Genomic DNA, 12512 nt, shown 5'->3' with positions numbered 1-12512 from the left:
CTGGAAGGCATTCATGCGTGCTCCTTCTGGAATTTTGCGTCATTTTTTCCTGCCCCTCCTCGCCCTCTGGCTGAGCCTTGGCCCCGCATCGGCGGACACGCGGGTTGCGCTGGTGATCGGCAACGGCGCTTATGTCTCTACGGCGCAGCTACCCAACCCGTCGCACGATGCCGAAGACGTCGCAGCCTCGCTCAAGCGCAGCGGTTTCGAGGTGTTCCAGGGTATCGACCTGCGCCAGGCCGACATGCAGGACCTGACCATCCGCTTCGCGCGCGCCGCGAGCCGGGCCGATGTCGCCATGTTCTACTACAGCGGCCATGCCATGCAGTACAACGGCGTGAACTATCTAATGCCTGTCGACGCCGTGCTGACGGATGAAGCAGACCTCAAGCGCTTCGTGCGGGTCGACGACATCGTGAACGATCTGCAGCAGGCCAAGAATTTGCGAATCCTCGTGCTCGATTCCTGCCGCGACAATCCGCTGGCCGAAACCTTGAAGCGCTCTGCCGGCTCGACGCGCGCCGCCTCGATCGGACGAGGCCTGTCGAAAGTCGAGGCGCCGCGCGGCACGATCGTGTCGTTCTCGACGCAATCAGGGCAGGTCGCCGCCGACGGCACCGGCCGCAACAGCCCCTACACGACCGCGTTCCTCAAGCACATCGAGGAGCCGCAGGAAATCGGCGACGTCTTTCGCGACATCAGCAGCGACGTCTATGACTCCAGCGGCAAGACCCAGCTGCCGGAGCTGTCGCTGTCGATCATCGGCAAGTTCTACCTGAACGGGCCTGTAACGGTCACGGTCGCGCCGGCGCCCCCCCAAGCTGCACCGAAGGCCGATCCCTGCGCGGCCGCCGAGGCGCACTGGAAGGCTGCTGAGGGCATCGGCACGCTGGGTGCCTTTGAGGATCATCTCGCGAGATTCCCGAATTGCATCTTCGCCACCCTCGCCAAGGCACGCATTGAAGGCCTGAAGCAGAAAGTGGCGGTCGCGCCGAGCGGTAACGCCAGAACCACCGGCAGCAAGGATTTTGACGGCAGCTGGGACGTGACGTTGAACTGCCCGGCTTCCGGCAAGGCGCAGGGCTTCACCAGGCCCCTGGTCGCCACCGTGACCAATGGCGTGTTTCACGCCGAGGTGCAGGGTCCGGGCGGTGTCAATCGGCTGGAGATCGACGGCCAGATCCCCGCGGACGGCAAGACGACCTTGAGCGCGCGCGGCACGACGGGGGCGAGCACCTACACACTCAACAACCTCGCACCCGGCTCGCCTTACGCCTTCACGGTCGACGCGCAGTTCGATCGCACCCGAGGCAGCGGCAAGCGCAACGAGGCGCGGGCCTGCAACCTGGTTTTCGTCAAGCGCTAAGCCGCGCGATGATCGCGCGGCCTCGCATGCAACGCCCGCTCACACGCCCGTCTGGCTGATGAACTTGGTGTTGAAGTAGCCTTCCATCGCCTCGGTGCCGCCTTCCGAACCGTAGCCGGAATCCTTGATGCCGCCGAACGGCACCTCGGGCAGCGCCAGACCAAAGCTGTTGATCGACATCATGCCGGCCTCGACCGCCGCGCCGATCGCAGCCGCCGTCTTGGCCGAGCTGGTGAAGGCGTAAGAGGCAAGACCAAAGGGCAGCCGGTTCGCCTCCTCGACCACGTCGTCGAATGACGAGAAGCGGGAGATCAGGGCGAGCGGGCCGAACGGCTCCTCGTTCATCGCGCGCGCATCCTTCGGCACATCGCTCACCACGGTCGGCTCGAAGAAATGGCCCTTGTTGCCGACACGCTTGCCCCCGGTCTCGAGCCTGGCGCCCTTGCCGACGGCATCCTGCACCATGCCTTCGATGGCGGTGACGCGGCGGGGATTGGCGAGCGAACCCATTTTGGACTCGGGATCGAGGCCATTGCCGACCTTGAACGCCTTGGCGCTGTCGACGAATTTGTCGACGAATTCGCGGAACACGTCGTCCTGCACCAGCATCCGCGTCGGCGAGATGCAGACCTGGCCGGCGTTACGATATTTCGCCGCCGCCAGGATCTTCGCGGCCGAGGTGACGTCGGCATCCCCAAAGACGATCGCCGGCGCATGGCCGCCGAGCTCCATGGTGGCGCGCTTCATGTGCAGGCCCGCGAGCGCGTTGAGCTGCTTGCCGACATGGGTCGAGCCGGTGAAGGAGATTTTCCGGATCACCGGATGCGGGATCAAATATTCGGAGATATCCGACGGCACGCCGTAGACGAGGTTGATGACGCCGTCGGGCACGCCCGCGTCTGCAAACGCGCGGATCAGTTGCGCGGGCGAAGCTGGTGTCTCCTCCGGCGCCTTGACGATGATCGAGCAGCCGGCGGCGAGCGCTGCGGAAAGCTTGCGCACGACCTGGTTGATCGGGAAATTCCACGGCGTGAACGCGGCGACCGGGCCGACCGGCTCCTTCATCGCGATCTGGTAGATGCCGGGGCCGCGCGCGGGGATCAACCGGCCATAGGCGCGCTTGGCCTCCTCCGCGAACCACTCGATCACGTCAGCGGCGGCCATTGCCTCCATTTTGGCTTCGCCCAGCGTCTTGCCTTGCTCCATCGTCAGCAGCGGCGCGATCTCGTCATTGCGCTCGCGCATGATCGCGGCGGCCTTGCGCATGATCCGGCAGCGCTCGAACGGCGCGACATTGCGCCAGACCTTGAAGCCGGCGGAAGCGGCGGCCAGCGCCTCGTCGAGATCGGACTGGCCCGCATGAGCGACGGTGCCGATTACCTCCTCGGTCGCGGGATTGCGCACCTCGATCACTTTGCCAGAATGGGCCGGGCGCCATTTGCCGGCAATGAAAAGCTGCGTGTTCGAATAGGCCAACGGAGTCTCCTTTTACGTCGAGCTGTGACAGATGGCATCCGCGGCGCGCGTCATCTCCGGTCCGAGATAGAGGCGGAAGCGCGGCTCGGCGGCGAGCGTGCGGAAGTCCGCCATCCGCGTCACCCCGCCGCCGGCGACGAACAGGAATTGCCCGGCGATTTCGGCGAGGATGTCGAGGTGCCAGCTGGCTGTCGGATGCATGCAGAGGATGACCAGCCTGCCCTCGTCGCGCAGCTTGCGGAAGAAATCGAGCATGAAGCCGATATAGCCGTCCTGCAGGTTGAACTGCGGTTCGTCGAACAAGTGAACCAGCGGCGTCCGGGTCGGCGACGGCGCCAGCAAGGCGGACGGAACGCGCTTGCGAAACCGCCGGACCTGATAGGACTGGTGATAGTGGATCGCGAGCCGGTCGCGCTCGCGATATTTGACGCCATGGATATCGGTGCCCGCGACCAGCACGCGCCCCGAGGTCGGCGCGTTGGAACCGGTCATCATCTCGAACAAGGTCGTCTTGCCGGCGCCGTTCGGCCCGACCACGCCGACGATACCCGGCTCCTCCAGCGACAGGTTTGCCTGAAGCGTGAACGTCGGACGGCGGATGACGCGGCCCCTTGTGTAGACCTTGCGAACGTCATCGAGGACGAGCAGCGGTGCGGCCACTTATTGTACTCCCAGCAAGCGCTGACGAAGGGCGCGGTCATCGCGCAAGGTCGCGGCCTCGCCGGTCCAGACGATCCGGCCGCGATCGATCACCGCGGCATGGTCGGCCACCGACAGCGCGATCTCCGCATTCTGTTCGACAACCAGCGAGGCGATCCCCTCCTCTTTCATGCGCAAAATGGTGGCGAGCACGTCGCCGACGATCTTTGGCGCAAGACCCTGGCTCGGCTCGTCGAACAGGACCAGTCCCGGCGAGCCGACCAGCGCGCGCGCAATGGCGACCATCTGCATCTCGCCACCCGACAGGTTCTCGCAGTCGCGCTCCATGAGATATTCGAGCGGCGAGAAGATCGCGGCGGCCTCCTTGACGCTCCAGTTGCGAAAGCGCGTGCGCTTCTGCGCGATGGTGAGGTTGCGCGCCACCGACAAGGTCGGGCACAGCCGCCGGTCGTCGGGCACCCAGCCGATGCCGGCGCGCGCGATCTCGTGGGTCGGATCGCGCGTCACGTCATGCCCGTCGAAGCGAACCGCGCCGCGGCGCGGGCGGGTCAGCCCGAGAATCGAACGGAGCATGGTGGTCTTGCCGGCGCCGTTCGGCCCGAGCAGTGCAAACACCTTGGCGTGCTCGATAGCGAGCGAGGCGCCGAACAGCGCCTGGGTCTCGCCGTAGAAGGTATCGACCCCATCCACTTCGAGGATCATGCGAATTTCCCGAGATTGGAGCGACGCACCCATTCGTTCTGCTGCAGCTCGTGCGGCGTGCCGCGCGCCACCACCTGGCCCCAATGGATGACCGAGATGCGATCGGCGAGCGAGAACAGGAACTCCATGTCGTGCTCGATGGCGACGATGGTCAGCCGGCCCTTCAGGCGCGCCACCAGAGCGGCCAGCCGCTGCACGCCGTCGGAGCCGAGGCCGGAGGTCGGCTCGTCCAGGCACAGCACGCGCGGGGCCTGCGCCAGCGCGACCGCGATCTCGAGTGCGCGGCGGTCGCCATAGGACAGGTCCTTGGCACGGACATCGCCCTTGTCGGCAAGCCCGACCGCGGCGAGCGCTTCGGATGCCTGCTCGGCAAACCTGCGATCTCCAGCTGCCGCCCGCGCGATATCGAGGCCACGGGCGCGAAACGCGGGCAAGCCCATCATGACGTTGTCGCGGGCGGAGAATTCGTCGAACAGGGTCATGATCTGAAACGAGCGGGCGATGCCCTTGGCGGCGATGCGGTGCGGGCTCAATCCCGTGACATCCTCGCCGCCGAGCAGGACTCGGCCGCGGCTCGGTTTCACCCGGCCGGTGAGGACGTTGAAGAACGTGGTCTTGCCCGCGCCGTTCGGGCCCATCACGCCGTGAAACTCGCCCTCGGCAACCGCGAGATCGACGCTTTCCAGCACGACGCGATCGCCGAAGCGAACGTGCACACCTGCGGCCTCGATCATGCTCATCGCCCGCCCCCGACCAGCAGTCGCATCGCGGACGTGCCGCGCCGCCGCAGCGCGTTGAGGGAATGCTGCTGCGCGGCGGCCGAGAGCGCGCCCGCGATGCCCTCGGGGCGGAACAGCACGATCGCAATGAACAGCAGACCAAAATAGAGCATCCAGGCATTGGTCAGGGCGCCGATCACGTCGCGCGCGGTGAGGAAGAGAAAAACGCCGATCACCGGCCCCCAGAAGCTGACGAGCCCGCCACCGACCAGCGTCATCATCACGACGTAGCCGGATTGATGCAGGCTCATGACATCAGGGAATGCGGCGAGCTGCGCCATCGCGAACAGTCCGCCGGCAAAGCCGGACACGGCCGCCGACAGCGCGAACACCGACGCCTTGTAGAGCCACACGTTATAGCCGAGATGGGCGGCGCGAACCTCGCTCTGCCTGATCGCAGCGACCACGCGGCCGTAGGGCGAGTGCACCAGCCGCCACAAGACGGCGGTACCGACCGCGAACACCGCGAGCACGAAATAGTAGAACGCGACATTGTCGGTGAGATCGAACGACACCAGCCCGAAATCGGCCGGCAGCCGCTTGATCTTGAGAAGCCCATCCTCACCGCCGGTGATGCGGTGCGACTTGATCGCCAGCGTCCAGAAGATCTGGCCGAAGGCGATGGTCATGAAGGCATAGTAGATGCCGCGCCGGTGCGAGATGAACAGCGCCACCAGCACGCCGGCAAGCCCCGCGACCACGGCCGCGGCAGCGAGACAGATCCAGAGATTGGCGACAATGTCGAGCTGGCAGAGCCCGAACGCATAGGCGCCGATGCCGAAATAGGCGCCATGTCCGAACGAGGGAAGTCCGGCCGTGCCCAGCACCAGGTTGAACGCAAGCGCATAGAGCGACCAGATCAGGATCTCGATCCCGAGATAGGGATAGAGCCCGATCCGCGTGATCCACAGCGGCACCGTTGCAAGCACCAGCCAGAGCACCAGCATCGTCGGCGTGACGAGGCGCGCGGCATCGGATGAAGATCTTGATCCCACAATCATTCCCTAGGCCTCGAGCACGCTTTTCTTGCCCCACAGCCCGCGTGCACGGAACGTCACGACGGCGACGAGCAGGATGTACATCGACAACAGCGACCATTCGGACGCGTAAGCGCCGGCAAGGCCGACACAGAGTCCGACCAGCAGCCCGGCCACGACGGCGCCCCAGAAACTCCCGACGCCGCCGAGCACGATCACCAGGAACGCGGGGATGACGGCATCGACGCCCATATGCGGACGAATGCCCCAGATCGGCGCGACGATGATGCCCGCGATCGCGGCCAGCATCGTGCCGAACACGAAGACCAGCAGCCGCAATCGCGACAGGTTGATGCCGAGCGCGCGGACGATCTCGCTGTCATGAGCGCCGGCCTTGACGGTTGCGCCGAATGAAGTCTTTTCGATCAACAGCCAGACCAGGCCGATGATCCCGGCCGCGATGCCCGCCGCGTAGAAGCGATAGGTCGACCAGATCAGGTCGCCGAACAGGAAGCCGCCGTTGATGGCGGACGGCACCTGGAGCACATAGTCACGCGTGCCCCAGACCAGGCGGATCAACTCCTCGATCACCATCGCGGCGCCGAAGGTCAGGAGAAGCCCGTACAGCGGGTCCTTGCCGTAGGTCCGCCGCATGCAGAGCTCGATCAGCATGCCGACGAGGCTCACGATCACGGGCGCGATCACGAGCGTCGCGGCATAGCGCCAGCCCAGCGGCAGCGCGAGCCACGCTTTCGCAAGATCGGCCGGCAATGGCGGGCGCGGTCCGGTGAGCTGCATGGCGACATAGGCCCCGAGCGCGAACAGGGACCCATGCGCAAGGTTGATCTGCTCCATCAGCCCGACAATGAGCATGAAGCCGAGCGCGATCAGCGCGAACAACAGGCCAAGCGTCAGGCCATTCAGGAGATGCGGAAGAAGGTCGAACAAGGTTTTGACTCTCGCAACTGGTATTGCTCCCCCAAGCCCTCGATGGCCCGGGCCTGCGGCGCGCGACATGCGCGCCGCTCGTTCCACGACGCGACGCACCGTCTCTAGGAGTCGACGGTCGGCACCTGCTCGTAGGGCGTGAGCTTGCACTTGCCGGGCGCAGCGTCATCGGCAGCCGATTTCGGCTCCGTCCAGCTGATGATCTCGAACAGATCGGTGTTGTCGGCCGGCTTGGCGTTGCGCCGCGCCAGATAGATCGTCTGCTGCATCTGATGCGTCACGGGATCCATGTAGGCGTCGAAGTGCTGCATGCGATCGGTTGCCGAGACCTTGAGGTTCTCGATCTCCTTGATGATCTTGACGTTGTTGGTCGACCCTGCCCGCTCGATTGCACGGAGCAGTTCGCGCGTGCTCATATAGCCGTTGTAGGAGACGTTGCCCGGCACCGGGATCGGGCCGTCCTTGTTGGCCGCCTGCCATTTCCTAACGAACTCGGCGACGCCGGGCAGCTGCAGCTTGTGATACCAGGTCGTGCCGAACACGCCGAACAGGCTGTCGGGCGCGCCCCAGACATCGGGCCAGTCCTGCTGGTTGTTGATCCAGGCGGGCTTGCCGTCGAGCTTGAGCTGCGCCACCTGCTCGCGCAGTGCCTTGATGTCGTCGCCGCCGATCGCAGTCGCGACCACGTCGGGTTTTGCTTGTTGGATCTTCAGGAGGTAGGCGGTGAAGTCGCGGGTGTTCTGCGGCACCAGCAGATTATCGATGATCTTGCCGCCGGCAGCCTCGACCTGCGCCTTGGTCGCGGCAGACGTCGTGTGACCCCAGACGTAGTCATTGGTCAGCAGCATCCAGTTCTTGCCGATGGAATCGACTGCGTTCTTGACCGATGCCTTGGAGAAATTGGTGCCGTTGCCGTCCCAGACGAATTTCACACGCGAGCAATTCTCCCCGGCTTCGCTCGGCGCGGAGGAATTGGTGTTCATGTAGATCACGCCGTATTTGCTGGCGACCTGGGTGATGGCGTTGGCGACGCCGGAATGCAGCGCGCCGATCAGGATGGTGCAGTCCTCGCGGGTGATGAAGCGTTCGGCAACGCGGCTGCCGGTGGCCGGCGTCGTCTCGGTGTCCGCGGTGATGAACGAGACTTGGCGGCCGAGCACGCCGCCTTTGGCGTTGAACTCGTCGATCGCCATCTTGATGCCGCGGAAATCATCCTGGCCGCTGTTGCCGTATTGGCCGCTGGCATCGCAGGTCAGGCCGAGCTTGATCGGCTTCGCGCCTTGCGCCCAGGCATGATTCTCTTTCCACGGGCCAAAGAAGCTGCCGGTGCCGCCGATGACGCTGGCCATCAAGCTGCCCTTCAGAACGCTTCGCCGTGAGATCTGACGCTCTCTCATCGTTTCCTCCCGTTTTCGAAGTCTTTTGCTTTTTTCTGCGATTAGAATATTCATTCCAATTATGATGTAAAGTGGAATATTTGATCCAAACGGTGAAATGCCGTTAAACAGGCGACCGATCCGGAGACCCGAGACGATGAACAAGGCACAAGGCGCGATGAGCTACGACGAGCTGCGCGGCGCCATTGCGCAGCGGCACCGGGCGCTATCCGGCCGGCTGCAGCAGATCGCGGAGTTCGTGCTCGATCACCCGACCGATGTCGCGCTCGGCACCGTGGCCGAGGTGGCGCAGCGCTCGGGCGTGCCGCCCTCGGCGATCGTTCGCTTCGCCCATGCGCTCGGCTTCGGCGGCTTCACCGAGATGCAGCAGGTATTCCGCTCACGCCTCGTTGCCGGCGTAGCACCAAGCTACAAGGCGCGGCTCGCCCGCATGAAGAGCGAGGAGAAATCGGTACTCGGCCGCCAGCCGGCCGCGGTGCTGTCCCGCTTCGTCTCGGAGGCGCAATCGTCGCTGGTGACGCTGAGCCAGTCGGTGCATGCGCGCGAGCTCGACGCGGCAACTGCGATCCTTGCGAAAGCGCGCGACATCTATCTGCTCGGGCTCGGCGGCTCGTTTCCGGTTGCGACCCACCTCGCCTACGTGCTGCGCAAGCTCGGACGCCGCGTCGTCCTGCTCGACGGCACGGGCGGCAGCATCCACGAGCAGTCGCATGCCGCAACCACGGAGGACGCGCTGGTCGCGATCAGCTTCCGGAACTACTATCCGGATACGGCGCGGCTGTTTCCCGAACTCGTTGCGCGAGGCGTGCCCACGATCTCCATCACCGACAGCCTCCTGAGCCCGATCGTCGAAGGCGCGAGCGTCGTGTTCGAGATCCAGGACATGCCCGAGCCGGCACTGCGCACGCTGGTCGCACCGATGTGCCTCGTGCAGGCGATGGCGATCGGGCTCGATCTCGCGGCGGACTGACGTTTCATAACAGGAGAAGATCATGGCTGCACATGACGGGAAAGTATTGTCAGGACAGGTGGCGCTGGTGACCGGCGCGGGACGCGGGCTCGGACGCGCCTTTGCGGAGAAGCTCGCCGCGCTCGGCGCCGATGTCGCCATCCACGGCATGCGCGAGAACGGGCCGGCGGAATATGGCGAGGGCACCACCCTCACCGCGGTCGCCGCAGAGATCGGCCAGCAATTCGGCGTCCGCAGCCAGCGCGTGCTCGGCGACCTCACCAGGGGCGAGGACATCGCGCGCGTGATCGCCGAGACGGAGGCCGCGCTCGGCCCGATCGACATCCTCGTGCACAATGCCGGCGGCGACATCGCAGCCGCCGGTGGCAAGCCCGACCCGAACGACGCGGTGAACATCAAGGAGGCCGATGTGCGCGCGGTGCTGGAGCGCAATCTGCTCTCGACCATCCTGACCTGCCAGGCGGTCGCGAAGGGCATGATGGAGCGGCGCCGCGGCCGCATCGTCACGCTCGGTTCGGTCGCCGCGTTCAAGGGCCGCACCCAGGGCTCGATCTATGCGGTGTCGAAGGCCGGTGTGACCCACTACACGCGATGCCTCGCCGACCAGCTCCGCGCTTACGACATCGCCGTCAACTGCATCGCGCCCGGCGATACCCGCACCGGCCGTTTCCTCGGCACGCGCGCGGTGGACCCTGGCAGAATGGTCGAGACCGGCACGCTCGACCGCATCGCGACCGTCGACGAGGTCGCGCGCGTCGTCGAATTCTTTGCAGGTCCCATGGGCGCCTTCGTCTCGGGCCAGGTGCTCAGGATCGACGGCGGCGGACAATGCTGGCCGGGCTAAATCAGAAAAGAAAAGGGCCGCTGCAAGCGGCCCTTTGAGATCATCGCGAATTGACTGAGATTACTCGACCCGCGCCAGCACCGCGAGCTTGCGGATGCCCTTGTTACGGTAGGCGTCGAGGAACGCGTAATAGTCCTTGAACGACACACAGCCGTTGGAATCGCCGTTCGGCCCGAGCATGAAGGTGTGGGCGAGCAAGCCGTCGCGGCCGTAGATCGCGCTCTCGCCGCCGATCGGGGTCAGGCGCAGCGCCGGCACGCCATGGAACAGCGCTTCGCGCGGCTTCAGCGTGTAGATGTGCGGCGGCGTCACGCCGCGCATGCGGACACGCGAGGAGCGCGGATCGTCGAGATTGGAGCCGAGGCCGGAATGCGCCTCGAGCTTGGTGCCGTCGGGCAGGTAAACCATCTTGGCGGTGATGTCGTAGACCGCCGTGTCGCGCTCATAGGGCGCCGAACCGCCGAGCATGGGGTTCTGCTCCCTCGGCGCGATGGACGCGGTCACGCTGGCATCGGCCGAGGCATAGGCCAGCAGCCCGCCGGACGGCTCGCGCTTGCCCCATAGCTTCTCGACCATCGACTGGCGCGGACCGGTGATCGACATCACCGCGGCCTTGGCGCGATCGGCAAACGATTTCGGCTTCGCCTCAGGCGCCGGCACGATCTCGGCCGGATCGGCCGAAGCCAGTTGCATCTGCGCATCCGGCGCGCGCTTGGCCTTGTCCGCAGTCTTGTCGGCAATCTTGGCCGGTGCTGCCGGCTTCAGCGCGTCCGCGACCTTCGCGATCACGCTCTGCTTGGGGGCGTCCTTCGACGCTTCCTTGGCGACGGCGACCTGGGTTGCGGGCGCGGCGCTCGCATTCGACGCCACGCCCTGGGTCGCGGCCGCGGCAAAGCGCTCGTTGAACATCTCGCGCGAGATCGGGGCTGCGACCTGGAGCCGGTCGGGCAGCAGCGCAAAGGTGTCCCTGATGGCCTCGCCGGCCTCACGCAGCGCCACCCTGGGCGCGCGCTTGATCACGGGCTCGTCGTAGCCAATGCTGCCGACGGTCGGATAGACGCTGGCGCCGAGGACGTTGCTGTAGATGGTCCAGCCGGCGCCCATCACGACGCAGCCGATCGCCGCAGCGCCCAGCCAATTGGTGGTGGTCATTTTCCGGGAAGGCTTCCGAAGAGAATTCTTGGACTTCCGTGCCGCGTTACTCTGCGCAGCGATACTCGTACTCATTCGCCTTGCGTCCAGGACGGTGTCACTCAGTCCCCCTTCGAAGTGCCGCTGGTCACGATCCGGGAACAGCATCTCGCAGGAGGTCGGAGCGTCATTAAGGCGACTTTTAGTTAAATGCAGATTAAGTTCGGGCAGATGTGAGGCACCGCGTTAACGCTGTCCCATTTCGAGAAAAAAGTCCGCAGAACTACGGACTTAGGAGCGTCTGTTAACTATAATTCTCGGCCGGTTCGGCGCGTTCGACGGACGTCACAAGCCGCCCCTCTAAGGCCATCCAACCAAGTCGTTTTCGTGGTCTTCAATACCCGGACAATAGCGGGGAAGCGTTGCGCGAGGCTGGTGCACGCTGCGCCCTCTCGAGCGTGTGTCAGCAGGCTGGCGGCAAGCCCGTCCCACATCACACATCGCGCACAGAGTGCTCACGCGGCACGGCGCCCTGACTGAAAGTTGATCGCGCCGGACTGGAAAAGACCGCACCGAGGAAATAGCTCCGAGAGCGGCGCTTTTCAGCAGCCTCTGCGTGTGATACGGTACCGTATCAACATCGCTTTGAACTGTGCCAAGCACGCAAACGGAGGCTGGCATGAGAGGGATCGCGGGCGCCGGTATTTTCGCTCTGGCGTGGTTGTTTCAGTTGATCGGGTCTGCGAATGCACAGCCGGCTGTCAATGTCGGCTGCACGGCATCGCCAGCGGCTGCGGGCACGCAAGTGTGGCGCTGCGACAACGGCATCACCATCGTTGCGGAAAACGGCGCCAGATTTGAACTTAAGGACGCCAACCGCGACGGACATATTGACTCCGTGGAGTTGAGCAGCAAGGCGCTGCTGATCGAGGTGCCCAAGAAGCCCGGCGGCAATCCCTTCAAGGTGCTGACGCCGCAGGCGATCGCCGCAGTGCGCGGGACCAAATGGGCCGTCGATGTCGCTGAGGCCAAGACCGCGGTCTTCGTTGCTGACGGCCGTGTTGGTGTGAGCCGCAGGGCTCGTGGACGCGGCGTCGTGCTCGGACCGGGCCAAGGCGTCGATGTCGAGGCAACGGGCCCGTTGACCGTCAAGACCTGGGGCCAGCCGCGCGTCGACGCGCTGATGGCAAGACTGGGTCAATAGACCGGGTAAGGCTCGGCCACCAATAAGGCTCGGCCAATCGCATTTGGATGACAGAGAA

General features: G+C 65.1%; 12 protein-coding genes. 4 read left to right on the top strand and 8 right to left on the bottom strand.

Features of this window, described 5'->3' with window-relative positions; genetic code table 11:
* Positions 1-13: 13 nt before the first annotated feature.
* A complete protein-coding gene (locus AB7G19_RS15945; protein WP_283016963.1) occupies positions 14-1366 on the top strand; it encodes a caspase family protein in 1353 nt (450 codons plus the stop codon).
* A 39-nt stretch (positions 1367-1405) separates the two neighbouring features.
* Here the strand turns inward: AB7G19_RS15945 and AB7G19_RS15940 are convergent, their stop codons facing one another.
* The 7 genes from AB7G19_RS15940 to AB7G19_RS15910 form a co-directional block, all read right to left on the bottom strand.
* Positions 1406-2842, bottom strand: a complete 1437-nt coding sequence (locus tag AB7G19_RS15940) for an NAD-dependent succinate-semialdehyde dehydrogenase (protein ID WP_283016964.1) — start codon at positions 2840-2842, stop codon at positions 1406-1408.
* Between the two features lie 12 nt (positions 2843-2854).
* Entirely contained in the window at positions 2855-3502 is a 648-nt protein-coding gene (locus AB7G19_RS15935; RefSeq protein WP_135215471.1) for an ATP-binding cassette domain-containing protein, read from the bottom strand.
* Positions 3503-4204 (bottom strand): ABC transporter ATP-binding protein, encoded by a 702-nt coding sequence (locus tag AB7G19_RS15930; RefSeq protein ID WP_283016965.1) that lies wholly within the window; start codon positions 4202-4204, stop codon positions 3503-3505.
* Positions 4201-4944, bottom strand: coding sequence for an ABC transporter ATP-binding protein (locus AB7G19_RS15925; protein ID WP_028158494.1), 744 nt, complete (start codon positions 4942-4944; stop codon positions 4201-4203). Before AB7G19_RS15925 ends, AB7G19_RS15930 begins: the two co-directional genes overlap by 4 nt.
* Positions 4941-5984 carry a branched-chain amino acid ABC transporter permease gene (locus AB7G19_RS15920; protein WP_283016966.1) on the bottom strand — a complete coding sequence of 348 codons (1044 nt, stop codon included), beginning with the start codon at positions 5982-5984 and terminating at the stop codon, positions 4941-4943. Before AB7G19_RS15920 ends, AB7G19_RS15925 begins: the two co-directional genes overlap by 4 nt.
* 3 nt (positions 5985-5987) lie before the next feature.
* Positions 5988-6908, bottom strand: coding sequence for a branched-chain amino acid ABC transporter permease (locus AB7G19_RS15915; protein ID WP_014494228.1), 921 nt, complete (start codon positions 6906-6908; stop codon positions 5988-5990).
* 104 nt (positions 6909-7012) lie between these two features.
* Complete coding sequence (locus AB7G19_RS15910; protein WP_224517354.1) at positions 7013-8305, bottom strand: ABC transporter substrate-binding protein; 1293 nt, start codon at positions 8303-8305, stop codon at positions 7013-7015.
* A gap of 136 nt (positions 8306-8441) precedes the next feature.
* Between AB7G19_RS15910 and AB7G19_RS15905 the strand changes: the two genes are divergently transcribed.
* Together AB7G19_RS15905 and AB7G19_RS15900 are read left to right on the top strand one after the other, a co-directional pair.
* On the top strand, positions 8442-9275 hold the full coding sequence (locus AB7G19_RS15905; protein WP_071912511.1) for a MurR/RpiR family transcriptional regulator: 834 nt from the start codon (positions 8442-8444) through the stop codon (positions 9273-9275).
* Between the two features lie 22 nt (positions 9276-9297).
* The gene (locus AB7G19_RS15900) at positions 9298-10119 is read left to right on the top strand and encodes an SDR family NAD(P)-dependent oxidoreductase (protein WP_283016967.1); all 822 of its coding nucleotides are present in this window, start codon (positions 9298-9300) and stop codon (positions 10117-10119) included.
* Positions 10120-10179: 60 nt separating this feature from the next.
* Here the strand turns inward: AB7G19_RS15900 and AB7G19_RS15895 are convergent, their stop codons facing one another.
* Positions 10180-11271, bottom strand: a complete 1092-nt coding sequence (locus tag AB7G19_RS15895; protein WP_166342460.1) for a DUF2778 domain-containing protein — start codon at positions 11269-11271, stop codon at positions 10180-10182.
* Positions 11272-11929: 658 nt separating this feature from the next.
* Here AB7G19_RS15895 and AB7G19_RS15890 point away from each other — a divergent pair.
* Complete coding sequence (locus tag AB7G19_RS15890) at positions 11930-12454, top strand: FecR domain-containing protein (protein WP_166342461.1); 525 nt, start codon at positions 11930-11932, stop codon at positions 12452-12454.
* The last annotated feature ends 58 nt before the right edge of the window (positions 12455-12512 follow it).

This window comes from Bradyrhizobium sp. 215_C5_N1_1, from assembly GCF_052075935.1.
Taxonomy (GTDB): domain Bacteria; phylum Pseudomonadota; class Alphaproteobacteria; order Rhizobiales; family Xanthobacteraceae; genus Bradyrhizobium; species Bradyrhizobium barranii.
Note: the sequence above shows the minus strand (reverse complement) of the source record. Positions and strands in the feature narration are given on the sequence as shown.

Excerpts from the sequence above, each read along its gene's own strand:
- AB7G19_RS15890 (WP_166342461.1), top strand. The coding sequence starts at position 11,930 with ATGAGAGGGATCGCGGGCGCCGGTATTTTCGCTCTGGCGTGGTTGTTT.
- AB7G19_RS15920 (WP_283016966.1), bottom strand. The coding sequence starts at position 5,984 with ATGATTGTGGGATCAAGATCTTCATCCGATGCCGCGCGCCTCGTCACG.
- AB7G19_RS15905 (WP_071912511.1), top strand. The coding sequence starts at position 8,442 with ATGAACAAGGCACAAGGCGCGATGAGCTACGACGAGCTGCGCGGCGCC.
- AB7G19_RS15930 (WP_283016965.1), bottom strand. The coding sequence starts at position 4,204 with ATGATCCTCGAAGTGGATGGGGTCGATACCTTCTACGGCGAGACCCAG.
- AB7G19_RS15900 (WP_283016967.1), top strand. The coding sequence starts at position 9,298 with ATGGCTGCACATGACGGGAAAGTATTGTCAGGACAGGTGGCGCTGGTG.
- AB7G19_RS15925 (WP_028158494.1), bottom strand. The coding sequence starts at position 4,944 with ATGAGCATGATCGAGGCCGCAGGTGTGCACGTTCGCTTCGGCGATCGC.
- AB7G19_RS15895 (WP_166342460.1), bottom strand. The coding sequence starts at position 11,271 with ATGACCACCACCAATTGGCTGGGCGCTGCGGCGATCGGCTGCGTCGTG.
- AB7G19_RS15910 (WP_224517354.1), bottom strand. The coding sequence starts at position 8,305 with ATGAGAGAGCGTCAGATCTCACGGCGAAGCGTTCTGAAGGGCAGCTTG.
- AB7G19_RS15945 (WP_283016963.1), top strand. The coding sequence starts at position 14 with ATGCGTGCTCCTTCTGGAATTTTGCGTCATTTTTTCCTGCCCCTCCTC.